Annotated in this window: 24 protein-coding genes; 9 read left to right on the top strand and 15 right to left on the bottom strand. The window is 52.1% G+C overall.

Going from position 1 to position 25200, the window contains the following annotated elements:
* Positions 1–84: 84 nt before the first annotated feature.
* Positions 85–780, bottom strand: coding sequence for a flagellar brake protein (locus G163CM_RS12580; RefSeq protein ID WP_231825181.1), 696 nt, complete (start codon positions 778–780; stop codon positions 85–87).
* Between the two features lie 652 nt (positions 781–1432).
* Between G163CM_RS12580 and G163CM_RS12585 the strand changes: the two genes are divergently transcribed.
* The 7 genes from G163CM_RS12585 to pqqU all read left to right on the top strand — a co-directional run bounded on the left by G163CM_RS12585 (position 1433) and on the right by pqqU (position 11244).
* Positions 1433–1960 (top strand): fimbrial protein, encoded by a 528-nt coding sequence (locus tag G163CM_RS12585; protein WP_231825182.1) that lies wholly within the window; start codon positions 1433–1435, stop codon positions 1958–1960.
* Between the two features lie 57 nt (positions 1961–2017).
* Positions 2018–2704, top strand: a complete 687-nt coding sequence (locus tag G163CM_RS12590) for a fimbrial biogenesis chaperone (protein WP_149463567.1) — start codon at positions 2018–2020, stop codon at positions 2702–2704.
* A 12-nt stretch (positions 2705–2716) separates the two neighbouring features.
* Complete coding sequence (locus G163CM_RS12595; RefSeq protein ID WP_420851081.1) at positions 2717–5323, top strand: fimbria/pilus outer membrane usher protein; 2607 nt, start codon at positions 2717–2719, stop codon at positions 5321–5323.
* A 12-nt stretch (positions 5324–5335) separates the two neighbouring features.
* Entirely contained in the window at positions 5336–6376 is a 1041-nt protein-coding gene (locus G163CM_RS12600; protein ID WP_231825183.1) for a fimbrial protein, read from the top strand.
* Between the two features lie 20 nt (positions 6377–6396).
* Positions 6397–7131, top strand: a complete 735-nt coding sequence (locus G163CM_RS12605) for an EAL domain-containing protein (protein WP_231825184.1) — start codon at positions 6397–6399, stop codon at positions 7129–7131.
* Between the two features lie 485 nt (positions 7132–7616).
* Positions 7617–9044, top strand: a complete 1428-nt coding sequence (locus G163CM_RS12610; RefSeq protein WP_231825185.1) for a glucose/sorbosone family PQQ-dependent dehydrogenase — start codon at positions 7617–7619, stop codon at positions 9042–9044.
* 64 nt (positions 9045–9108) lie between these two features.
* The gene (gene pqqU, locus G163CM_RS12615; protein ID WP_231825186.1) at positions 9109–11244 is read left to right on the top strand and encodes a TonB-dependent receptor PqqU; all 2136 of its coding nucleotides are present in this window, start codon (positions 9109–9111) and stop codon (positions 11242–11244) included.
* Between the two features lie 61 nt (positions 11245–11305).
* On the opposite strand, the gene G163CM_RS12620 is transcribed toward pqqU, so the two are convergent.
* From G163CM_RS12620 to G163CM_RS12680, 13 genes are all read right to left on the bottom strand, one after another.
* Positions 11306–11938 (bottom strand): hypothetical protein, encoded by a 633-nt coding sequence (locus G163CM_RS12620; RefSeq protein ID WP_231825187.1) that lies wholly within the window; start codon positions 11936–11938, stop codon positions 11306–11308.
* Positions 11931–12965 (bottom strand): plasmid segregation protein ParM domain-containing protein, encoded by a 1035-nt coding sequence (gene parM / locus G163CM_RS12625; protein ID WP_420851442.1) that lies wholly within the window; start codon positions 12963–12965, stop codon positions 11931–11933. The genes G163CM_RS12620 and parM overlap by 8 nt, the downstream gene beginning before the upstream one ends.
* Before the next feature lie 43 nt (positions 12966–13008).
* On the bottom strand, positions 13009–13767 hold the full coding sequence (locus G163CM_RS12630; RefSeq protein WP_231825189.1) for a C40 family peptidase: 759 nt from the start codon (positions 13765–13767) through the stop codon (positions 13009–13011).
* A gap of 16 nt (positions 13768–13783) precedes the next feature.
* Positions 13784–14710 carry a putative lateral flagellar export/assembly protein LafU gene (gene lafU / locus G163CM_RS12635; protein WP_231825190.1) on the bottom strand — a complete coding sequence of 309 codons (927 nt, stop codon included), beginning with the start codon at positions 14708–14710 and terminating at the stop codon, positions 13784–13786.
* Positions 14703–15572 (bottom strand): flagellar motor stator protein MotA, encoded by an 870-nt coding sequence (gene motA / locus G163CM_RS12640; RefSeq protein WP_231825191.1) that lies wholly within the window; start codon positions 15570–15572, stop codon positions 14703–14705. The genes lafU and motA overlap by 8 nt, the downstream gene beginning before the upstream one ends.
* Positions 15573–15585: 13 nt before the next feature.
* The gene (locus G163CM_RS12645) at positions 15586–16281 is read right to left on the bottom strand and encodes a FliA/WhiG family RNA polymerase sigma factor (protein ID WP_231828372.1); all 696 of its coding nucleotides are present in this window, start codon (positions 16279–16281) and stop codon (positions 15586–15588) included.
* 19 nt (positions 16282–16300) lie between these two features.
* A complete protein-coding gene (locus tag G163CM_RS12650; protein ID WP_231825192.1) occupies positions 16301–16765 on the bottom strand; it encodes a flagellar basal body-associated FliL family protein in 465 nt (154 codons plus the stop codon).
* A 13-nt stretch (positions 16766–16778) separates the two neighbouring features.
* Complete coding sequence (locus G163CM_RS12655; protein WP_420851443.1) at positions 16779–17846, bottom strand: flagellar hook-length control protein FliK; 1068 nt, start codon at positions 17844–17846, stop codon at positions 16779–16781.
* A 5-nt stretch (positions 17847–17851) separates the two neighbouring features.
* Positions 17852–18157, bottom strand: a complete 306-nt coding sequence (locus G163CM_RS12660; RefSeq protein ID WP_231825194.1) for a hypothetical protein — start codon at positions 18155–18157, stop codon at positions 17852–17854.
* Positions 18154–18546, bottom strand: coding sequence for a flagellar export chaperone FliS (fliS, locus tag G163CM_RS12665; protein ID WP_231825195.1), 393 nt, complete (start codon positions 18544–18546; stop codon positions 18154–18156). Before fliS ends, G163CM_RS12660 begins: the two co-directional genes overlap by 4 nt.
* A gap of 21 nt (positions 18547–18567) precedes the next feature.
* Complete coding sequence (gene fliD / locus G163CM_RS12670) at positions 18568–19896, bottom strand: flagellar filament capping protein FliD (protein WP_231825196.1); 1329 nt, start codon at positions 19894–19896, stop codon at positions 18568–18570.
* A 204-nt stretch (positions 19897–20100) separates the two neighbouring features.
* On the bottom strand, positions 20101–20982 hold the full coding sequence (locus tag G163CM_RS12675; protein ID WP_231825197.1) for a flagellin N-terminal helical domain-containing protein: 882 nt from the start codon (positions 20980–20982) through the stop codon (positions 20101–20103).
* Between the two features lie 185 nt (positions 20983–21167).
* Positions 21168–22046, bottom strand: a complete 879-nt coding sequence (locus tag G163CM_RS12680; RefSeq protein ID WP_231825198.1) for a flagellin N-terminal helical domain-containing protein — start codon at positions 22044–22046, stop codon at positions 21168–21170.
* Between the two features lie 829 nt (positions 22047–22875).
* On the opposite strand from G163CM_RS12680, the gene G163CM_RS12685 reads away from it, so the two are divergent.
* Together G163CM_RS12685 and G163CM_RS12690 are read left to right on the top strand one after the other, a co-directional pair.
* Positions 22876–23688, top strand: a complete 813-nt coding sequence (locus G163CM_RS12685) for a winged helix-turn-helix domain-containing protein (RefSeq protein ID WP_231825199.1) — start codon at positions 22876–22878, stop codon at positions 23686–23688.
* Entirely contained in the window at positions 23660–24130 is a 471-nt protein-coding gene (locus tag G163CM_RS12690; RefSeq protein WP_231825200.1) for a hypothetical protein, read from the top strand. Before G163CM_RS12685 ends, G163CM_RS12690 begins: the two co-directional genes overlap by 29 nt.
* Before the next feature lie 60 nt (positions 24131–24190).
* On the opposite strand, the gene G163CM_RS12695 is transcribed toward G163CM_RS12690, so the two are convergent.
* Entirely contained in the window at positions 24191–25198 is a 1008-nt protein-coding gene (locus G163CM_RS12695; RefSeq protein ID WP_231825201.1) for a hypothetical protein, read from the bottom strand.
* Positions 25199–25200 lie beyond the last annotated feature (2 nt).

Raw genomic sequence — 25200 nt, forward strand, 5'->3', positions numbered from 1 at the left:
ATTTTTATATTGAAAACCAATACCTTATAAAGGAAGGAACGATACCTTTTAGGTATACAGCCGCCCGCCTGAGAAGACGTGCAGCTACAACCGATGCAGGCGCTTCTCTTCCAGCAGCAGTTTGATCACAATGCTGTCGAGATTGCGCCGCATGGGTTCACTGATGCGCTTAAACTGACAGGAGAGATGCCAGGCAGGGGCCGCGTCGTCGTCAGAGGCCGCCATTTTTTCACTGCTCAGCACAAACAAGTCTGCCGCAAGGGTACCGTGGCTGCCAAAATCCAGCTCGATATTGCGCAGCGTGGTTCCGATTAGCGCCTGGGCGCGTTCACCATCTTCCGCAATCAGCGCGCAGCCACCCGGCGACAGATCTTTAATTCGAAACTGGTAATAGAGACCATCGTTAAATTTTCCCTGCGCGGTGTAAACACGACGATCGCTAAACGTTAATCGAGGATGCTTGCGGCGTTGCGTCACATTAATGGCATCGGGATAGTGAATATAGAGCCAGTTTTCGCCCCCGGGAGCGTTAAACGCGGAAGCGGCGGCGTGAAATTCGAATTTGCCGGTATCGGCAAAAATTTCGACCTCAAGATTTTCTTCCGCTTCCGGCGCATCACCCTCCCACGGAACGTAGAAACCGGACGCATCCAGTTTTTGTATTTTGCAAAACACGTCGGCATTTTTGCTATGAATATCAACCAGACATCCTTTTTTGAGTGCCTCGCGAATAATCGCCACGCTCTCAAACAAACCCTGCTTCACGTATGATTCGTCCATAATTCTCTGACCAGAGGAAACTGCGCTTAACCGCCCTGACAGGGTTAATGCAAGTATGCCAATAAGCTAACTGCTGAATAAGCAGATATCACTCAAACCTCAAATGGCTGAGTTCCATAAATATGCTGAGTTTTTGCAATAGTGCCTGGCGAGATCAATACAGAATACGTTTATCTGTACTCAATATGTGAATTAGCTGTTAAGTCGTAAATTTATTGTTTAAAAACACATATGCCGGAGTAAACGCTATATGCCTCTTTTTGCTAAAAAAGAGAGCTGCGTCTTTCATTTATATGGCGGATGATCTTATCAGAATTGCTAACCTGTTCTTATTGCTTTTATCTATCAATGCATTCGGTTTAATTGATTAACACCGGTATATAATCAATTCTCATTTAGGATATGACTTAGCCTAACTTACGAATAATCCAGGGCTTTTCCGATAAGACATAAATATGAGCTCTAATCAACTGTTTCTGCCTATCAATAACAATCCATTAAAATATTAAAACAATCCTTGTAATCAAAGTGTTGCTGTAAATTTCATCGCACTCAACTTGCCTGCACTGGCTGGTTGCATGCCTGGCTGCACTGCATTCACTTTCAGTGCTGACTACTTATGTCGTTTTTCAAAAAAATACATGGAGTTAAAATGAATAAGAAATTGCTGCCGATTGCGGCTCTCATTATTTCCGCATCCGCAATGAATGCTTATGCAGTAAATGGTAAAGTCAATTTTACCGGTGAAATTATCGAATCCACCTGTACTGTGACCTCTGGCGACCAGAATAAAGACGTCTTCATTGGTAAATATCCTACCAGTGCATTTGCCACCAAAGGCGACGTTACCGCTTCTAAAGCCTTCACCATCAACCTGGAAAAATGCGAAGCGGGCGATTACTCCCTGCGCTTCGATGGCCCGTCTGTTGCGGGTAACCCGAACCTGCTGTCCGTTGACCAGGCAGGCGGCGTTGGTATCGAAATTCTGACTAACGACGAAAAAATCATCCCGATTAACCAGGATGCCGATGCCAGCTCCCCATGGGTTAACGTTGCCACCACTGGCGATGCCAGCGGTACCGCGACCTTTAACCTGAAAGCACGTTACAAATCCTTCCTGGATAAAGTGACTGCCGGTTCCGCAAACGCCAGCGCAACCTTCACCATCGAATACAAATAATTACGGATAACGGATGTTAGCCACGGATGGCTAATTACATATAACTGGAACGGGTAAATGAAAAAAATAGTAGCAGCCTTATTACTGCTGGCGTCATTAGATGCATCTGCGGGTATCCAGGTCGATCAAACGCGTGTGATTTATAACGGCAATGAAAAATCCGCCGCGCTGTCCATTCATAACGATACGGATGAAACATGGATGGTTCAGACCTGGCTGGATACCGGAGATTCATCCGCCACGCCTAAGAATTTACCGATGCAGGCAATCCCACCGATTTTAAAACTGGCGGGCAATAAAGACGCTATTTTGCGTTTCATTTACTCCGGCGCAGGTCTGCCGACTGACCGTGAAACCGTGTACTGGATTAACGTTCAGGAAATTCCCCCTGCGTCAAAACAAGAGAACGTGCTGCAAATTGCCATTCGCACTCGCGTGAAACTTTTTTATCGCCCAACCACGCTGAAAACCACCCTGCAAAAAGAAGTGGAAGCGCTGAGCTGGCGTAAACAAGGTAATCAGCTGGTGGTCACCAATAACGGCCCGCTACACATCACTTTTGGCACGCTGACCCTGAAAAATGGCGCCAGCAAAACCTGGAAAGTGAATGCCGATATGGTCAATCCGATGGACTCAATGCGCATCAACTTACCGGCGGGCGCCTCTATCGCCGATCAGCTCTCTTTCACCTTTATTAATGATTTTGGCGGACACACGGAAATTAAAGACATCCGCCTGCAATAAGGGACCAGCAAAATGGCCAGCCATAAGATAAGGACAACACCAGGACGTCTGGCGCAGCGGATTCGCTGCGCCGTTTACGTATCAACAATGCCATTGTTGGCGACGCCGTTTGTTAATGCGGAAGAACAGTTCAATACCTCTTTTATTCACGGGGCTGACAATGCCTCGCTTGTGCAGAGTTTATCCAACAGCGATGATATCCTGCCGGGTCACTATCCCTTTGATATTTATCTGAACAAAATTCGCGTCGATCACCGTGACGTTGAATTTAAAAAAGATGGACCCAATTCCCCTGGCTATTTTTGTTTAGATGCAGACAGCTTCCGTCAATATGGCGTTCTGGTGCCAGAAACGGCAGGAAGCAGCGCGTGTTACGATCTGGTCAAAGGGATCCCCGGCAGCAGCGTTAGCTGGAATGCGGCGCTACAGGAACTGGATATTTCCGTGCCACAAACCGAGCTTGAACCGCGCCCGCAGGGGATGATATCTCCCCTGGTGTATGACGATGGGATCAACGCTGCCTACTCTAACTACGCCTACAGCGGCAGCCATTCCCGCTACACCAGCAACGGTGCAAAGCGCGATAGCGATTACTCCTTCCTGACGCTGAATAACGGCATCAACATCGGCGCATGGCGTTTTCGCAATAATTCAACCCTCTCAAAAGAGAGCGGACGAAATGCGCAGTGGAACTCTGTATCCAGTTGGGCGGAAACAGACATTGTACCGTGGCGTAGCCGCGTATTAATTGGTCAGAGCAACACCAATAACAACGTTTTCGATAGCTTCCAGTTCCGTGGCGCACAGCTTTCCAGCGTGCCGGAAATGCTGCCGGACAGCCGTCGCGGCTACGCACCGGTGGTGCGCGGTGTCGCTAACAGTAACGCCCGCGTAGAAGTTCGCCAGAACGGCTATACGGTTTACAGCACCGTCGTGCCGCCAGGGCCATTCGCGCTGACAGACATTCACCCCAGTACCCTGAGCGGTGACCTGGCCGTCACGGTCATTGAGGCCGACGGCACGCGCCATAACTTCACGCTTCCCTACTCTTCCGTGCCGAACATGCTGCGCGAAGGGATTTGGGAATATCAGGTGACCGCCGGGAAATATCACGACGGTACGACGGATTACGAACCGAACTTTATTCAGGGTACGATTTCTCACGGCGCGGGATGGGACATCACCCCGTACGGCGGGATGATCGTCGCGGAAAACTACCGCTCCGGCGTGCTGGGCATCGGTAAGAATATGGGCGAGTACGGCGCGGCGTCTGTCGATGCGTCGTGGTCCGATACCGATCTGGCCTCCGGCGACAGCAAACGCGGCGCCAGCGTACGTTTCCTGTATTCAAAATCGCTGAACGCCCTGGGCACCGAATTACAGATTGCCGGTTATCGTTACTCCACCTCCGGCTTCTATGATTTCTCCGATGCGGTGACCGAACGTTCCAACTGGAAAAACGGCTTCTACCAGACGGAGTATTACGATCAGGAAGGCGATAACAGCGGCGCGCCGTCATGGGCGACGCAGAGCCAGCGCCGTCGCTATTATGAATCGATGCGTTATAACAACAAACGCCAGCGTGTCGAGCTGACCGTCAACCAGCACGTGGCCGGGGCGTCGTTGTATGCCACCTTCACTCGCCAGAACTACTGGAACACCTCGTCGTATGACCGCACCATCCAGACCGGGATCAACACCAGCTTCCATTCGGTGAACTACAGCCTGTTCTATCAAAGCAGCCGCAGTAACTATGGCTACAGCGATAACAGCGTGAACGTCAGCGTATCAATTCCGTTCAACATCTTTAGCCAGGATAACCAAACCGTCGCCTCCTTTAACGCCTCGCACAGCAAACAGAGCGGCGATGGCTACAGCGCAGGCCTGAGCGGCACGCTGCTGGATGACCACCGCATGAACTATTTCGTCCAGAGCGGTCACTCCCAGTATGGCGGCGATACCAGCGTGGCGAACCTGGGTTACATGGGCAGCATGGGTAACGTGGCGCTGGGCTACAACTACAACAACAACTATCAACAGACGTCCCTCAACGTCTCTGGTGGCGTAGTGGCGCACTCCGGCGGCGTAACGCTGTCGCAGCCACTGCAAAACACCTTTGTGCTGGTGAAAGCGCCGGGCGCGCAGGGCGTGCGCCTGGAAAACCAGCCAGGGGTGGCAATCGACCGGTTTGGCTATGCGGTGTTGACCTCTGCAATGCCGTATCGCCACAACCGCGTCGCACTGCGTACTTCCGATATTGGTAATGGCATGGAAATTCCGCTGGCCGCCAAAGATATCGTACCGACACAGCGTGCCATTGGCCGCGTTGAGTTTGAAACGCATCTTGGTCACAGCCTGTTGATTCACGCCAAACTGGCGGACGGCTCTGCGCCAATGATTGGCGCCAATATCTTTAACCAGCAGGGCGTGAACGTTGGCGTCGTCGGTACGCGCGGCGAAGCCTATGTTGCCGGTATCGAAAGCGGCGAACGTCTGCGGGTGAAATGGGGCGACGACGACAGCGCCTCCTGCACCATGCCGATACCTGAACTGCCTCCTGTCGACCGCGATCAACCCGGTGGTTACCAGGTTGTCTCTCTCACCTGTAACCGGAACTAAAGGATATTTACCATGCGGATTTTTACCCCCACGCCGCGCACCGGGCTGCTTCTGCTGATTTTGTCCGCCGCGCTGTTTTCCACCAGCAGCTATGCGCTGACCTGTAAACGTGCCAGCGACGGCAGCGTCGAGCAGATAATTCCGTTGGATCATCAGATCAACGTTTCTACCGCCAATCTCACGGCGGGCACCGTGTTATGGCGCTCACAAACGTTTACCTCGACCTTTAAATGTACCGATACCAACAACCACCCGCAGGGGGAAGATGCCTATCTGTGGTGGGATCCGGACATTAAGATGTCGGCCATCCACAACTCGCTGGAAGTCGGCGTAACGTTCCTTGGCACGGATATCGATCCGACAAAAATCAAGAGCACCGATATTGGTCCGGGTACGGTATGCCAGCGGTCGGCTAATGGTCGGTGTAAACCGCCTGCACTGCCGCAGACCATTACAGCCACCTACGCTATCTACATTAAAGCAACGGGGAACCCACCGCCGGCCAACGGCGTGATCAACGATCAGAGCAAATATGCCGCTTTTCAGGTCGATGGTGAAGGCGGCTTAAACAACCAGCCGAACAGTAACTTCCGTGCCTATGTATCCGGGCTTGGCAATATCAGGTTCATCTCCTGTAGCCCAAAAATTACCGTCTCTGCCAACAATGGCGAAACGGTAAACTTTGGCGCTATTCCGGCGCGTAATGCGGTTGTGGGCAAGATTGAGAAGCAGGTGCCGTTCAGCATTCGCGCCGACCTGACCGGACAGGGGCAGGATTGCGAAAAACAGACGCTGATGGCGAACTTCAGCACCACCTACCCAACGCAGGATAATCAGGTGATTTTGCCGGAAAAGAACAGCGGTTTCGGGATTTTGCTTTCCCGCGCCGACTCGCCGAACACCTGGCTTAGCATGAACACGCCAACGGAGCTGGGCTATGTGAACGGTAGCGTTGTCGAAAGTAATTTCCTCGCCAGCCTGAAATGGCTCAGCACAACGCCGAAAGTGGGCAAATTCAACGCGTCAGCTAATATTGACGTGACCTTTAAATAACACGAGGACACTCCACGAAAATGTCGCTGACCTCCGCCGAGCCAACCGGACTGCGCTATGTTTTTCAGCCCATGTTCGACCGTGCAGGCAAAATGATTGCCGTTGAGTGCTTAACCCGGTTTACGCAGGAACCGGGAAGCGCGGCCATCACCGTAGAACAGTTTTTTAGCGACGCGTCCGATGAGCTTCGCGCGCGCATTTTGCAGGAGCAAATTGCGCTGGTGAAAAGCTATCAGTGGTGGTTTCAGCAAAATGACGTGATGGTCACGATTAATGTCGACGAGGCCACACTGCACACACTGAACGATGACTTTATTGCCGATTGCGTAAAAACCATCGGCTGCCTGCATTTCGAGGTGAGCGAGTTTTCCAGCACGCTGGTCAAACGCAATCCGGCCATCGAGGCGCTGGGCGATAAATATTCGTTCTGGCTCGATGACTTTGGCGCGGGCTATGCCGGGTTTGGCGCGCTGGCGATGCAGTCTTTCCGTTTTATTAAAATGGATAAAAATCTGCTGTGGAACCTGCGGGAAAAGAAAAACGGACAGCAGTTGATGGCCTCGCTGCTGCACTACTTCAGCGCCAACCATTATCAGGTGATCGTTGAAGGGATTGAAACACAGGAGCATCTGACCTGGATTGATAATATGCCGTGGTTCGCGCTTCAGGGGTTGCTGTGGCAAGAACAGAGTATTGAAGCCCTGACCGCCGGGCAATCCAGCGCCAACGCACTCCCCCACCAGACCCATCACTAATTTCATGCGTTTTTGACGTTAAACTATCCCATGCGGTAAAGCGTTTTGCTTTATCGCATGTTTTTACAAATAATCAAAAAACAATTAACATTAATATAATGCATCAGCTATCATACATATTAAATAGCGACAACTTTCCTTCAGATAATTCCCTCCCGGCTTTTAAAATGATGGATAAAAATTTTTTATAACTCAGTCAAAAAATTTAAATAGCATATCGACAATATTTTTTTTCGCCTCTTAACAATAGTTATCCTCAATCAATCCAGACATCCTGTGAAAATATTCGGCATTGACTCGTAAAATTCCTAATCCATTGAGAGGAGAAATTGACTCTATATTCTTTTTTGCGCTTACAGTTACATTAATCATAACCTTTCACACAACTTGTCACAGTTTGACAAAATGTGACGCACAGACAATAGTTATTCCATCCCGATAGCCTCGGATAAGTCTGAGGCTATTTCTATGGTATGGAGCCAGCAATGTTAAATAATAAAACCAAACGAATCAGCCAGGCAGTAGCGTTATCGCTTGCCCTGTGTGGTGTCAGCTATGCCGCAACCACGAGTCATGCATCATCGGCAAAACACCCGGAAGTTCAGGCCAATGAGCCGTTTTCCGCGCACGTCCTGACCAGCGGCCTGGATGCGCCGTGGGATATGGTGTGGGGCCCGGATGGTTATTTGTGGGTGACCGAACGTAAAGCCGCTTCTATCGATCGCATCGACCCGAAAACCGGCGAGAAAAAAGTCGCTATCACGCTGAGCGGCGTCCATACCGGCCCGCAACACGAAGGTGTGCTGGGTCTGGCATTATCGCCAAACTTTATGAAAGCCGGTGGCGATAATTATGTTTATACCGCTTATACCTATATGAACGGTAATGAAGAACACGCCAAAATTGTTCGTCTGGAATATGACGAAAAAACGCAAAAGCTGGGTAACGAAAAAGAAATCCTGGCTGGTTTCCCGGCGGGGAATGACCACAATGGTGGGCGTCTGCGCTTTGGGCCGGATGGTAAACTTTATTACACCATCGGTGAGCAGGGGCATAACCAGGGCGCGAATTTCTGCAAACCTATTGATGCACAGCGAATTCCAACTGAGGATGAGCTGAAAAATAAAAATTACGCCGCCTATGCCGGTAAAGTGCTGCGTCTGAATATCGACGGCTCTATTCCGGAAGATAACCCGACGATTCACGGCATTAAAAGCCACCTGTTTACTTATGGTCACCGTAACCCGCAGGGGCTGGTCTTTGTCGGCGATACCCTTTACGCCTCTGAACAAGGCCCCTCCTCTGATGATGAGCTGAATATTCTGGAAGCGGGCGGCAACTACGGTTGGCCGCACGTAGCAGGCTTCCAGGACGATCAGGCTTACGTTTATGCAAACTACTCGAAAGCTGAAAACTGCCCGTCGCTGAAATGGGACCCGAACCATATCCCAGCAGGCGTACCGGTGCAGAAAGAGACTGAATGGAAAGCCGCTGACTTTAAAGCGCCAATCAAAACCTTCTTCACCGTCAAAGAGGGCTACACCTATAACGACGCCAGCTGCAGCGCGGATTCTGCGTACATTTGTTGGCCGACTATTGCACCGTCCAGCGTAGCCTACTACCCGGCGGATGGCGTCATCAAAAGCTGGCGTAACTCCATCATCGTCAGTTCGATGAAAAATGGCGCGCTCTATCGTGTTCTGCTGAACGCCGATAAGAAAAACGTGCAGGGCGACGTGGCGAAATACTTCCACACCGCCAACCGCTACCGCATGGTGGTGGTCAGCCCGGATACGCGTAAAATCTTCGTTGCCACCGATAACTTCGGCAACGTGATGGATGAGTCTAACCATCCGACGCACAACCTGAGCAACCCGGGTTCGATTATCGTCTTCGAATACACCGGTAAATAATATGCTTGCAGGCGGGCCTATTGGCCCGCCTGATTTTTTTCCCTTTCTTATAAAAAACACACAGATGAAATTAACTCTGCCCCTCTCCGGGCTGGCGGCCACCTTTGTGCTGTCTCCGGTTTCATACGTTTATGCGCAGGACGCCGCAACAGGTGATGGTGAGCAAACCATGATCGTCAGCGCAGCGCCCCATTCCGGCCTCTCCGCGTTAGATACGCCAGCTGCCGTTTCCGTCAATTACGGTGACGATATCCGTCACGCCGCACCGCGAATTAACCTTTCAGAAGGGCTGGCCGATGTGCCGGGCCTGCAAATTCAAAACCGCCAGAACTTCGCCCAGGATTTACAGATGTCGATTCGCGGCTTCGGCGCGCGCTCAACCTTTGGGATCCGCGGACTCAGGCTGTACGTGGACGGCATTCCGGCGACCATGCCGGACGGTCAGGGGCAACTCTCCAATATTGATATTGGCTCGATTGAGCGAATCGATGTGCTGCGCGGGCCGTTCTCCGCGCTTTATGGCAACGCCTCCGGCGGCGTGGTAAACGTGGAAACAGAAACGGGCCGCCAGCCGACGACGATTGAAAGCAGCAACTACTACGGTAGCTTCGGTACCTGGCGTACCGGGTTAAAAGCCACGGGTGCGGTGGGCGACGGCACGCAGAAAGGCGACGTGAATTACACCGTCTCCAGCAGCCGCTTCTCTACACACGGTTTTCGCGACAACAGCGCCGCACACAAAAATCTGCTCAATGCCAAACTGGGCGTGAAGGTCAACGACACCGGCAGCCTGACATTACAGCTCAACAGCGTGGATATCACCGCGGACGATCCGGGTGGTTTAACCCGCAAAGAGTGGAAAGATAACCCGGCGCAAGCGCCGCGCGGCGAAGAGTATCGCATGCGTAAAACCGTCAAGCAGACGCAGGCCGGGCTGCGCTATCAGCAGGGATTGGGTGAGCACGACGACCTGAGCGTGATGACCTGGGCGGGTATCCGGGAGACCGTGCAGTACCAGTCTATTCCATACTTTGTGCAGCAGCGCAGCGAAACGCATCCGGGCGGCGTGATTGATTTAACGCGCCGCTACCAGGGCATTGATACCCGCTGGACGCACCACGAAGAGAGCGGCTTCCTGCCCTACTCCATCACCACGGGTCTCGACTACGAAACAATGACCGAGCAGCGCAAAGGGTATGAAAACTTTGTCTATCAGAACGGTCATTACGATCTGGGCACGAAGGGCGATATGCGCCGCAACGAGCGTAACCTGATGTGGAACCTCGACCCGTACATTCAGACCAACTGGCAGCTCACCTCCGCCCTGAGTCTGGACGCGGGGGTACGCTACAGCTCGGTATGGTTTGATTCCAACGACCATTATGTGGTGGGTAAAAATGGCGACGACAGCGGCGAAGCGAGCTACCACAAATGGCTTCCGGCGGCCGCGCTGAAGTACGCCATGACGCCGACGTGGAACGTTTACCTCTCTGCCGGGCGCGGCTTCGAAACGCCGACGATTAATGAGCTGTCATATCGCCCTGATGGGCAATCGGGGCTGAACTTTGGCCTACAGCCGGCGACGAATATTACCGTTGAAGCAGGCAGCAAGTGGCAGGTTGGCACCGGGCTTGCCAGCCTTTCCGTCTTTAACACCGATACCAAAGATGAGATTGTGGTGGCCGCCAGCGACAACGGGCGTACCTCCTATCAAAATGCCGGGAAAACACGCCGTCGCGGCGTAGAGCTGGCGTGGGATCAGCAGTTTGCTACCGCATGGCGCGCCAAATTCGCCTGGACCTGGCTGGATGCAACCTATCGCGAAGACGCCAGCAGCACGATCCAAAGCGGCAACCGTATTCCAGGTATTGCCCGCAACAGCACTTACGCCTCATTGGGCTGGGTGCCGGAAGAAGGCTGGTATGCAGGTGCGGAAATGCGCTACATGAGCGATATTCAGGCCAACGACGCGAATACCGAACAGGCTCCGGCGTACACGGTCACGGCGCTGAACAGCGGCTATAAGTTCGTGGCGGATAACTGGGTGGTGGATGTGTATACCCGCGTCGATAACCTGTTTGATAAGGAGTATGTCGGCTCGGTTATCGTCAACGAAAGCAACGGGCGCTATTACGAACCGGCTCCGGGGCGTAATTATGGCGTAGGGTTGTCGGTGAGTTATATGTTTGATGCGATGTAAGTGCGCACTAATGCCTTCATCCCCGCCCTCTCCCACAGGGAGAGGGCGAAAACAGCACGACTTAAAATATCCCTTTCTGCTTGATCTGCTTCATTTTCTGCGACTGATTCTCAAGCAAACTCAAATCCACCTCTTCCGCCCCACTCGCTTTCGAACTTTCAGCCGAAGGCGTGGCGCGCCCGGACATCCGCAACTGCTGTAACAACACATGTTGTTTTTCCAGCAAGCTCCTAAGTTGCGCAATTTCGCTGCGCATTGCAGCCAGTTCTCCGTCATCTTTATCTTTACGCTGCGTTGCCTCTGACATTAACGCCCGCATCTGACGAAGCTGCTGCTTGCTGAACTCAGGGTTACTCTCCTGCTCCGCCGGTAACGACGTTTCACGCGCAATCGGCAACAGTTTCCCTTCAATCAATTCGGCGCAAAGCGCGTCCAGCGTCAGCGCTTCCCGACCGATAGACTCGGCAACATGGCTGCAAAGCTGCGGATTCAGCATCTGTAACTGCAACCCGGCCAGATAAACATTACGGTGAAAACGGCGGATCTCCATACTGGTGTCGCTGGTGTTTCCCCCGGTATTGTTCATTTCTCCGTGCCATTTTTTCAGATGCAGCATCGCGCGCAGATCCGCACGCGAATGTTCTGGCGACAAATGCAGGGAAAGATTAACCCGGCGAATTTGCCTGTTACTCATCGTCGCCCACCTCGACCATTTGCGGTGCAGCAACCTGATCTACACCGCTTTCCGCATGATACAGACAGATTTCACGCGACAGCGCGCTTTGCGGGTTCTCAATCGTCACCACTCGCTCACCTAGCGTGGCGTACGTCTCACGTACTGCACTTTCAATCAGGTGCGCACCACCGCCAACCAGATAAACACGGTTTGGGTTTTTGGCGAATTTCTTCGCTTCATACGCTACCTGATCGCCCAATTCCTGAATTTTAATGGCTACGCGTTCAAGGATTTCATCAATACGTGATTCATCATTAATCACGCTTTTGACAAACGTCATGTCGTGACGGCGTTTAATCAGTTCATTGGCGACCAAATAACTGGAGTCGCTGTCGGCGGCGGCCAGCAGTTTTCGCGTCGCATCCGTGACCATCGCCACGCCAATCTCATTGTTACCGTAAATGGCGGAAACGTCGTCAAACTCACCGACGATCACCCCCATATCCAGCGTCGTCCCCCCGCAGTCTATGACCAGCGATTTAGTGAATTCGTTAACGCTGGAATTCAGTAAGTGAGAAAGCGCCGCGGGCAGGCTTTCCGGCATCACCTGTACGTCGACGATACGGAACAACTCACCTTTGTTCAGCGAGATATCACGCATCAGATTACGGCGCTTAGCCTCAATACGGCTTTCATTACGCTGACAATCGTCCGGGTTATAGAACTGAGTAATCGGTAGCGTGACCACGATCTCGACGTCACACGGCATCATTCCGGTTTGCAACAGGGCATGGTGAACGGCCAACAGATTCAGATCATCATACTGATAATCGATATGTGTAGTGGAAAGCGCTTTATCGGATGTCGCATCGTAAGTGTATTTGGTAGTTCCGATGGTGTAGTTGTACACCGACTGACCGCGCAGCAGCGCCGCACTTTTCCAGTCCTTGCGGAAGGAATTCGGTGAGACGACCGTTTTCAGAGTGCCATTCTCAATCCAGCTAATTTTGACGTTGGTGGAGCCATCATCAATGGCGAATTTCATACGGGTTGCAGTCATGGGAATATCTCAATCTAAAGGGTATTTTTTACAGCGCTGCTTTTTCGCTAAGAATGCGGCGAGCGCCAAGATAATGTGATTGCCAGAAGTCCGCAGAAAACTGGCTAATACGAATATTCAGCCCGGTACGCGGCGCTTCGATAAATTTGTCATCGCCGAGATAGACACCAACATGATCGGCGCCGGGACGCTGGCTGATTTTAAAGAACACCAGGTCACCGTTTTTCAGCTTGTCTTTGCGCACCGACTGCAGATGATTTGCGTTGTACATTTCATTCGCTGTGCGGGGCAATTTTCGCTCCAGCACGGCGTTGTAGGCGTAGAACACCAGGCCGCTACAGTCGAAACCTTCGTCGGGCGTCTTGCCGCCCCAGACATAAGGTTTTCCCAGCTGTTTTTGCAGGCGCTGGAGCACCGTGCGCAGTTTGGCTGCGTGCGGTAACGCCGCAGGTTTGTCATCCAGCGCACGTTCCCAGAGCGCATCGACGCTTCCCGGCGACCAGCGAGGGTGCATCGCCAGCATTTCACGGTTTTGCTGTCGGATCGCACGTTTCTGTTCCGCTTCCCGGCGCTTTTGTTCCGGTGTTAACGGCACATTAGCCGTGCGCTGTTTAACGCTGGTCATCAGTCGTTGACGCGCCTTTTTTCGCACCAGCTCCGCGTTTTCCGACAGCGGTTGTGGCCGGGCATCGCTATAAGCAGACCACGCCAGTAGCGCCACGCTCAGCAAAAAGAGGGGCAACAGGCGGCCTGGTACAGCGGCAATAGAAGAAAAAAAACGTTTCACAGCAACAACTATTTCATTAAGGGGTTTTTGAGATTTTATCGACCAGCGGCTTAATGACTTTCTCACCGTGCTGACCAAAAAACTGATACAGAGATTCACTGGCAGAGTGTGTCAACACCATGATCTCGATACGACGGTTCGCGGAACTCAGCGGTTGATTTGGGTCCAGCAGCATTTGGTCCGCCATTCCGCTCACCTGCAATACCCGGCTCGGATCAAGCCCGCCTTTCGTCAGAACAGTACGCGCCTGCATCGCGCGTTCACCGGAAAGGTTCCAGTTGTTGTAAAGCACCTGATCGCGAAAACGCGTTGCATCCGTATGGCCGGTGATAATGATTTTGTTATCGATTTTGTTCAGTTCCGGCGCAAATTTGGTCAGCAACCGATCGAAGAACGGCGTCAGGATCGCGCTACTACGCTGGAACATTTCCCGCTTCTGATCATCAGAAATCAGAATACGCAGCCCCTGCGGCACGATCTCCATTTTCAGGTTGGCCTGCGCGTCATAGGCTGAGGTGATCTGCATAATGATGCGCGCCAGATCCTCTATTTCACTGTTCGAACGGGCGTTAACAGAATCGAGGCTTTCCCCCTGCTTCGCCTGCTGCGCCAGAGTTTTTTCATTTTCAGCATCTTCAGCATCGGTTTTACCTGGGGAACGCTTGCCGACAATGGTCAGTTCACCACCGGCATCTTTCTGCGTGATGGGGCTTATCGAGTGACCTTCAAAAATCGCGTCTCCCCCGTTGAGCAGAGAAACAATCTCTTTACGCTCCTCTTCGGTGACCGCGCCCATGATCCACAGGACCATGAACAGCGCCATCATCGCCAGCGTAAAGTCAGCAAAGGCCACCTTCCACGCCCCGCCGTGTATCCCTTCCTGGGATTTACGCGCGGAACGCTTAATGATCGTGGTGTGATGCTCCTTACCCCGACTACGCATCAGCCATACCGCTCATCTGATTTACCCAGCCATCCAGGGTGGCGAAGGTGGGTTTTGAGTCCATCGGCAACATTTTACGTCCGGCATCAACCGCCAGCAGCGTTGGTTTACCCGCAACGTGATTCACCAATACGGTACGTACGCACTCAAGAACCGAGATCTGTTTTTTGGTGCGCTGCTCCATGGCGTTTGCGACCGGGTCCATCAGGCAGTAACAGAAGAATACGCCGAGGAACGTCCCGACCAGAGCTGCCGCAACTTTCACGCCAATCACCGCAATGGAACCATCAATCGATTGCATAGTAATGATGATGCCCAGTACCGCAGCACAGATACCAAATCCCGGCATCGCTTCGGCAGTACGTTGCAATGAACGTGACGGCTGAAGCAGGTTCTCTTCCATCGCGCCGAGTTCCTGCTCCAGAATCCCTTCCAGCTCATGCTCGTTGATTTTCCCCATCGCCATCAGACGGAAGTTGTCGGAGATAAACGTAATCAGTGCTTTATCACGCAACATCTGCGGATACTTCTGGAACAAGGGGCTGTTCGCCGGAGATTCGATGTGTTCATCCAGCACTTTCAAGCCGCCGTCCTGCACCAGTTCCAGCAGTTCATACAGCAGCATCAGAAGTTCGCGCTGATATTCACGGGTGTATTCGTTTTTGCGCATAATGCCACGAAACTGGCGATACATTTCCGCCAGCACCGCTTTCGGGTTAGCCAGAACCATGGCACCCAGGCCAGCGCCAAGAATGATGATGATCTCGCCAGGCTGCCAGAACGAAGAGAGCTGCCCGCCAGACATTAAAAAACCGCCGACAACACAACCCATGATGATGAGAATACCTAAGAATTTCTGCATAAACTTTTCACTTTCACTTCTGGAAAAAAGACTGAATTTTCTGCGCGATTTTTTTATTGAGCTGACAAACCCTGGCTTCGGTCAGGTCGAGGACCAGGGCTATCTCTTTCAGGCTCATTTCGTGCTGGTAATAGAGGGTGAGGATCAGTTGTTCACGCTCATCGAGCGAGGCCAGTGCGGTACGTAGCGTGCGGCTGATGATCATCTCTTCCTCCAGCGGACGGCTGTCCAGTGCCACCGAATGCCCGTCATTGCTCAGAAGATCGTCAAGACTCTCCAGGGCTTTGGCGCAATCCAGCAGCAGATATTCCTGATACTCTTCAGCCGTAATAGAGAGATGGCGGTTTAAATCGTCAAACGTTGGCGCACGTCCTAACTGACGCGCCACCTCACGAATGGCATCGTTGATCTTGTGCGTTTTCTGTCGCAGGCGGCGCGGACGCCAGTCAAGCTGACGCAGCTCATCAAGCACCGCACCGCGAATTCGTGGTGCAGCATACGCAATGAACTGTTCATCCGGGTGACCATAGCGACGCAACGAGCTTAACAACCCCATCAACGCGCTCTGTTCCATATCTTCGCGGTCGATCACGCTGCTGACCTGATAAGCCAGTTGCTTCACTATTTTGTTGACCAGCGGTATATATTGGCTGACATAGCGCGCTTCATCGGCGGGCGTCAGCGTTTCACTGGCAATAAAATCCATCATTTCCATTACGGCTTATTCATTACTGGAAAACCATTTTGCTGATGATCACGTCATCAAACGGTACAGTCATATTCAGGCTGCTAAAGCGAGCGTCATAGGCCGCCTTCAGCTTGTTATGCAACTCGTTAACAGTCAGTGCGCGTACTGCGCTGTATTCCATATCAGATAACAGGCTGACGGTTGCACCGCGAATCGCCGGGATCATCTCCTCCGATTTACGGGTGTTCTCCGGGCTGCTTGTTGCCAGATTCAGTTCCAGCAGCAGATAACGTTCCGTGCGGTTGCTCCCTTTCAGGGTGATCACCAGATTTTTTATCTCCACAAACTCAACGGCTTGCGTTTTAGAGGAGCTGAACAGTTTGGTCAGTGCGTTTGCGCTTTCGTCAGAACGCAGCAAATGCGTGCCAACAACGGTTAACCCTGCTGCCAGGACGGCGGTGACCAGGGCGATAATCACGCCAAATAAAAGTGTTTTCGTATTCATAAGGTTCTTTGTGTTAAACGGTCAGTAATACCGAGTCATCTTCACGACGCGTCTTGTCTGCTCTGATTTCGCCTGGGGCTATCTCCGAAGCCGACTGAATAGCGGCCTGCTGCTGAGAAAACGGTGCATCTTTGCTCTGCTGCTGGCCACCCGACTGGGAAGAGACCTGAACGTTGACCTGAACAAGGTTTTGCTCGGTCAGGCTCTGACGCAGATCGTTGCTGGTCTGCTGCAACGCACGATAAACGTCCGCCTGGCTGGCGTTGATTTGTACCTGCATCCGGCCATTATCGATGTGTAGCGAGATGTCGATTTTGCCCATATCTGGCGGGTCGAGGCGGATAGTGGCGTGCTGGATCTGATTCTTCACCTGCACCTGCAACCGCTCCCCCAGTACACGTTGAAGCTGCTGCGACCAGCGAGAATCTTCGGTGTCCAGCTTTAGCGTCGTGGAGGGCGCCAGGCGGGATTCGCGGCTCACGACGTTGGTCGCCTCTCCCCCTGCGGGAGGTTGCGCCGCAACCTCCGGTGTGACGGCGGCCACGGCTGTCATCAGTTGCGGGGCCACCTGCTGCACGCTCATCGCTGGCGTGGGCGGTAATTCCATCTTTGCCGCGACGGTGTTTTCCAGCGAAATCGCAGGCTGCGGCATAAGCGTTGTACCGCTGACGGCTGGCATCTGCCCACGGGTCATCGCTGGCAGCGGCGGTTGCGGCGACATCGTCGGTGATGCCTCGCCGGTCGTGACCAGCTCAATGCTTACCGGCAGGGTGCGCGGCATTAGCAGCGCATCCAGCAGTTGCTGCTGGGCATCCACCTTCAACAAAGATGTGTCGTCCGGTACAGTGTCATCGTGGCTCTCGTCCGCGTTCTGGCGGATCGCAAGCGATGTCACGCTGTTGCCGTTTACGCCCTTCATCTGCCCGACCATCAGCGTATTAACCACATTGAGCAATGCGTCTCTGAAGGCCATCGGGGATTCGCTGTTTGCCACGCCGGTGGTGACGTTCCCGGCACCGATGAGTTCAGCCTGCACCGGCGTACCAGAGGCATTACCTGCGCCCAGCGCAAGATTGAGCATGTTCGTCACCGTAAATCCTCCGCATCCATAAATGCTGCGTAGGCCGTCGCCCCCTCACGGTTACGTACCGAGAGCGCCATTTTGGCTTCAACAATCTCCAGTTGCCCCATGCAGTATTCTCGTGCCTGCTGATGAATACGCTTCAGGGTGGCAAGCGCCTGCTGTTCATTGTTGTCCAGCGTTTCGCCCTGAATCTCACCCAACAGTGCGGCAATCTCGCCATCAACACGCTGTACGGCCGGCCACTGATGATCGGCGGTAACCTGGCGCAGTGTCTGCGCCAGCGTTTGCAGAGAAGAGAGATAACTCATGCCGCCTGACCCATTTTTTCCCAGCCTTCCTTGATGTTACCGAGGATGTTTTCCACCTCTTCGATCAGCGCGATAGAGAGTTTGTGGCTGGCGTCATACAGACGATAGACGCAGTAGTCATAGAGATTGGCCAGGCTCAGGGCCAGCTCGCCCCCCTTCTCAAAATCGAGCGCACTGGTCAACGCATTGAGAATATCAATGCACTTATTGATGCTCTGCGCCTTACGCTCATAGCGGTGTGCTGCAATGTGGCTTTTCGCCCTGACCAGCTCATCCATCAGCCCGTTGAACAGCATTAACACCAGCTGATGCGGGTTCGCTGCCGCAGACTGAATGGCCAAATCTTCCTGGTGGTAAAGGCCGTAGCCTTCCCGATCGTTACCGTACATTAAGCTTAGGTTCCCTTAGAGTTAGCTAAACATGCTCATGGTGTTGTTCATCTGCGTCATGACTTTCTGTAGCTGCGTAAACTGCTTGAGGTAGCGGTTGTAAGAGCTGTCATAACGGGTATTCATTTTTTCGGTTTTGCTGTCGATATCGCGCTGCTGGCGATCAAGTGTTTCCTGACGACCCTTGAGTAAACCGGTGCTGGTGTTGAGGTATTTATCCAGCGATTTATCCATCGCCTTGATCAAACCATTGTTACCGTTAAAGAAGTTGTTGACCGACTGCGGATCCGCTTTCAGTTGGGTTTCCAGCTTGTCTTTATCGAGCGTCAACTTGCCGTCTTTATCCGATGTGATGCCAAACTTCGTCATGTTTTCATCACCAAAGGTCTTACGCAGCATGTTGCTCAGATCGTTGGAAAGTGACGAAATACTGGCGTCACCGGCAAATGCGCCGCGATCGTCGGTACTGTTACCGGTGGCCGTCAGCCCGGAAATGGTGCTTTTCAGGGTGTTATAGGCATCAATGAAGGCCTGAATCTGTTCCTGTGTCCCGGTAGCGTCCGTATCGACAGAGATAACCAACGGCTTACCGTCTTCCGTGGTACCGGTCAGTTTGATCGACACACCATCGACCAGGTTATCCAGTGTATTGGAGCTGCTGGAATACTCCTGCGTGGAGTCACCCAGCGTAAACTTCGCATCTTTGCCTTTGGTAATGAGTGCTTCACTGGCAAAAATGTCCTGTCCACTGGTCATCGCGCTGGTATCAAGCTGGATATCGTACTTCTCACCGCTTTGATCGCTGCTCAACATCAACTGCACTTTGCCATCCACACGCATCAGAGACGCAGTGACGCCATTCTGTTCACTGGTGGAGGTCATCGGGTCATCAGCGCTCGGGAAATCGGCTTTATTCACCGCACTGGCAAAATCAGACAGACTTTTCAGGTCGTCCATTTCGATGTCGAGGCTTTCACCATTGAGGTTAATCGTCATCGTGCCGGTGGCGTTTTTAATGTCCTCGTCCGTCAGGTCGCTGTAGCTTTTCTGCTGAGCCGATGCCAGTTGCTTCACGTTCAGGCTGTAAGTCCCTTTACGGGCAGAGGCGCTGGCGGTAATGCTTGCGATCCCCTCCTGGTTCATGGTGACGGTGTTCTTCAGAACGTTATTCGAAGATGAGTTCAGCCCGGTGATCGCAGTGCGGAAATCGGTCAATGCTGTTCGCAGCGCCGTCAGGGCTTTTTTCTGCGCGCTCAGCGTCGTGGTCTGTGTCTGGATAGACGTTTGCAGAGCAAGAATGTCGTAGCCTGCCAACTGTGTGGCCAGTGTTGTAGGGTCAAAATCAGACATAATAAGTTTCTCCAGGCACGCGCGCCGCTTTCAACATGACGTTAATTTAGCAACTATCGTGCCAACTTTTTAATTGCGATTAATCAGTTAGTTACGAAAAGGGAGGAATATCCTTTTCCGCTATTTCCGGCAGGAGGAAAGCGAGTGCCGGATACAAAAACACCGCCATACAGCGGTGTTTTTTTACAGGGATTGCAGAAGGGATTAACCCAGCAGCGACATCACCATGCTGGACATGCTGTTGGACTGCTTCAGCATGGACATGCTGGTTTGTGCCAGCATCTGGTTACGGGTCATAGAAGAGGCTTCGCTGGCGAAGTCCGCATCCTGAATGTTGCCCAGCGCCAGTTCGGTGTTATCTTTCATGTTCGCCAGGTTGGCGGCAGTGTGACCCAGACGGTTGATGCTCGCACCCATTTTGGAACGTACAGAACCGACATCATTCAGAGCGGTTTCCAGTTTATCCATCATATCTTTTGCGCCCGCCGCGTCAGTCAGGTTGATACCGGCCGCCGGGTCATTCCAGTCACCGAAACCAAAACCGTCGGCATCAAACAGAGCATTCGTACCGCCAGTGCTGAGTTCAGCAGACAGATCCAGCTCCATCGTTTCACCGGAAGAAGAACCAATCTGGAAGTTCAGTGCCGTTGCAAATTTGCTGCCTGACGCGCCGAACAGTTTTTCACCAGCATAAGAGGTGTTATCCATGATGTTTTTCAGTTCGGCATTCAGGTCGTTCAGTTCCGCATTGATCGCTGAACGGTCATCAGTGGTGTTGGTGTCGTTCGCCGCCTGCGTAGCAAGGTCTTTCATGCGGTACATGATGTTGCTCACTTCGTCGAACGCACCTTCCGCCGTCTGCATCAGCGCTGTCGCGTCAGAAATGTTACGCTGGGCAACCGCCATACCGTTGCTCTGACCCTGAAGACGGGTCGCAATCTGCAAACCTGCCGCATCGTCAGCCGCAGAGTTAATACGCTTACCGGTGCCCAGGCGTTCCATCGCGGTGGACAGCATGCTGTTAGATTTATTCAGCGCATTCGTGGAAGCCATAGAAGCGGAGTTAGTAAAAATTGACAGTGCCATTGTGTGGATTCCTTTTGTAAAATCAGTATTCAGTTGCTCTGATTAATAAGAACGACACACAGGTTTTAAAAATTAAATCGAATATCCTCTGATTGACATTTTTTTACACCCGCCAGTCAGCAGGCATAAAAAAAGCCGTACCCCTGAAGGATACGGCCTGATCTCGGCACAAAAAGCGCGACCGATTAACCCAGCAGTGACATCACCATGCTGGACATGCTGTTGGACTGCTTCAGCATGGACATGCTGGTTTGCGCCAGCATCTGGTTACGCGTCATAGAAGAGGCTTCGCTGGCGAAGTCCGCATCCTGAATGTTGCTCAACGCCAGTTCGGTGTTGTCTTTCATGTTCGCCAGGTTGGACGCCGTGTGGCCCAGACGGTTAATGCTCGCACCCATTTTGGAACGTACAGCACCGACGTCATTCAGTGCGGTTTCCAGTTGATCCATCATGGTTTTCGCGCCAGCTGCGTCAGTCAGTTCAATACCGGACGCAGTATTAGACCAGTCACCAAACGCAAAACCGGTCGTCTCATCAAACAGGCCACCAGTCGCGCCGCCCAGTTCGCCAGAGAGATCGATAGTCATGGTTTCGCCAGAAGAAGAGCCAATCTGGAAGTTCAGTGCGTCAGCGAATTTACCGTTGGAACCGAACAGCTTATCACCCGCGTAAGAGGTGTTGCCCATGATGTTTTTCAGTTCGGCGTTCAGGTCGTTCAGTTCCGCATTGATTGCGGAACGGTCATCAGTGGTGTTGGTGTCGTTCGCCGCCTGCGTAGCAAGGTCTTTCATGCGGTACATAATGTTGCTCACTTCGTCGAACGCACCTTCCGCCGTCTGCATCAGCGCCGTCGCGTCAGAGATGTTACGCTGGGAAACGGCCATACCATTGGTCTGGCCCTGAAGACGGGTTGCAATCTGCAAACCAGCCGCATCATCGGCAGCGGAGTTAATACGCTTACCGGTACCCAGACGTTCCATCGCAGTCGATAACATGCTGTTTGATTTATTCAGTGCGTTGGTAGACGCCATAGAAGCAGAGCTGGTGAAGATAGAAAGGGACATTATTTTTTCTCCTTGGGTGACCTGTCCGTCAGGCACTTTACTGTTACTGATTAGGTAAAACGGCCACGTCCAGGGGGAAATTAAATTTTATTTTACGTCTTTTTTTATCTCTCAGCATAAAAATATAGGACTCATCCGATAAGACTCACTAATAATAACCAGATTATTCCTCATTGGTTTATGTGACCCCTAATAAAAAACGCACAATCAGAATAAAAGGCGACACAAAAAATGAGACTCTTAATTTTTATTTTAATTTTTCTTTAAGCACACCCGAAAACCCTACTCTTCCGTAGGGTAAAGATTTTTTAATAAAACATTCGCGTTACATCACCACCGCCATATTTAACATTAATATCTTTTAACTATTCGGATTAACTTTTACTCAAATATCTTAATCAGCGGCGAGATTTTTTGCTATTTAAGGTGTTGCGCGTCGCACTTTTATCGCGTAAAAAGAGCGCCGGGAAAAGATTGTTCCTTCATGCCCGGACAGGAGGAAGTGAGTAAACCTTCCGTTATTGTTCAAAGTATGTGCACACCTGTTCGTAACGAATCGCTTATTCCTTTTCTGCTTCTTGTATATACGGCAATTGTTTGTAAACATCAGTTTGCTGTAACAATTAAATAACAAAGCATCCAACCGTAATTTATGACATCAATTATTGCTTGAATGGGAATGGTCACCGCCATCAAATAACCGATGAATAAACGCTACTGCTCTGTAAATAACTGGCTGATTGATCTTCCGTCGGGATCTCTCCTCCATTTAACAACCGGAGAAAGGAAGCGCCTTGGCGAATACCAGCTAAAATTGCTGGATATTCTGATGCAGGATGCAGGAAGAATCTTCACTCGTGAAGAATTGACAACCCTGGTATGGGAACGACGTGTAATTGGCAATAACAGTCTCCCTAATGCTATCCATGCGTTACGTACTGCGCTGGAAGATGACGGTAAACAGCAAAGAATTATCAAAACCGTACCTAAAAAGGGGTATTTGCTGGAGCCGGAATATTGCCGCGTTATTGAAAAAGAAGAAAGTGAAGTCAGCGAGTCGCCTGATGCCTCATCTGAATCTGAGGCAGAAATCAGCACGCCAGAAGAAAATGTTCCGGAATTACGCCCTGAGACGCTGGCTCCTGTTTTTGCGACACCAGAAACAACGCCCCTGGTTGTCTCCCTCCCGGTGGCCCGTATCAATCGCACAACATTTGTACTGATTGTTGTCCTGGCGATGGTATGCAGCGCCATGTTGACCTGGTGGCTGGTGAAACGCCAGGACAACGACCATCTGACGGCGAAAGAGGTTCAGCCTAACGTTTACAGCAATATTCATATCTATGCGATTGAGCCATCGGGCGAACTGTCCTACAGCGCGGATAATCTTTACAGCAAGCTGAAAGACTCACTCTACGCATTAAATCAGCAGATTAAAATGCAATCCGTGTCGATGACGGTCTACTTCAGTAACAAAAATTTCGTGCTGAACTACACCTTCGCGCTTACCAGTCCTTGTGATAAGCGACAACTGGTGATGGCGATTTACCACTGGCGTCTTGACCCGACCCAGCTTAACAACCTGATACTGCGTGAAACCCGGAGAAAACTGGATGAAATGGCTACCTGTACAGAGAATTAATCTCCTGCTCAGCCTGGCCATTATTCTGGTGGCTATCTCGCCCCTGGTCTGGAAAACACTCACGTCCTCCGCCATAAAACGCGGGGCTGACGTTGAAGGAACGTTCCAGATGGGGTTTTACGACCTCAAATCGCAGAGTAAAGAGATTTACGACGCGCACCTGAAGACGACACACGGCACGATCCTGACCACTATCATCAGCCCAAACGATAACCGTTTTGTGCTGAAAGGTACGTTTACGCCCGCAAAAAAACGCGACGGGAAGATCTACTATTATCTGACGCCGGTGTACTACAGTAAGACACAAAAAACGCTGATGATTGACAGTCTGGTCGATCAACTGATGCACACGACGTTCTGGATGGAACCGTTGTCGCTGAACAATCAGCCGTTGGTGGTAGGAGAAAGCGGGGCTATCTTTTTATATCCATTACGGAAGTAGGCGCATCGTCGCCCGGTATTCTCTTTCGCAGAGAATACCGGTTAAGCACAGTGTCGCCCTTTATCCCAGTAAATTCTTTACTGTTGCCAGTCGCACATTCGCCTGCGCACCAAGCGCCTGCGACAACGTGGCAAATCTTTTCGCACTGTTCGCCAGCGCTTCACCTAGCCCCCGCGCGGTTTCTAACGCCTGCTGCGGGTTGTACACTGTTGCCATATCATCAATGCGCGTGGCCACGCGATCCTGCTGCTGACGCAGACGGCTACGCTGGCTGGTGATGTGCTCCAGGGTATGTTGCAGCTTCACCGCCCCTTCTCTTTCGCGGCCTGTGGTCAGCGCCAGCATCTCATCGCTACTGGCGCTTTCCGCCTGCGGCGACAGCAGCGTGAAGGCATCGGCTGGATAGCTTCTGCCCTCACCGCGCACGGTGAGTTGCCCGGTGACACGCTCCCACCGGCTTTCATCCACACTGAACAGCAGTTGCCCGCCCCCGCTCTGGCGCGCATGAATGCCTAAACGCCCAAGGCCGACATTCAGTTGCGTCAGAATCTGACGCGGCGAGGCATCAGCCGGAAGCGATACGGCGCTCATTTCCCGCTGACGTCCTCCCAGTGAGAACACCAGCGTCTCGCCATCCGGATTATTCAACAGCTTTTCACTGCCCGGCAGCGTAAAACTGACCGTGCTTTTTTGCTCCAGTGAGGCATTCAGATGGCGATCGATCGTGCCGCCGGAAAGCTGAGTTCGCTGCGTAAGGTGCTTTTGCAGTGCATTCACCTGCGCGGAGGCATCACCGCGCTGGAAGGATTGCCGAAGCTGTAACAACTGCGTCTCCGTGCGCGCCAGATAGCTGTCTGCCTGCTGAACTGCCGTGAGTTGCTGATTAAGCTGGACGTTGTAGCGCATGGGACGGCGCGACAGCAGCGCCGATTCCGGAAATGTACTGCGTGGTGTCGACGCCTCAGGTGCGCGAACGCGAGAGACTGTTTGCGGTGCCTCGAGGGTTCCGCGCCCGGTAGCCGGGGACGCGGACGTGGTCAGGGATGGTGTTTTTAAACCCACTTGCATAG

The organism is Pseudocitrobacter corydidari, assembly GCF_021172065.1.
GTDB lineage: Bacteria > Pseudomonadota > Gammaproteobacteria > Enterobacterales > Enterobacteriaceae > Pseudocitrobacter > Pseudocitrobacter corydidari.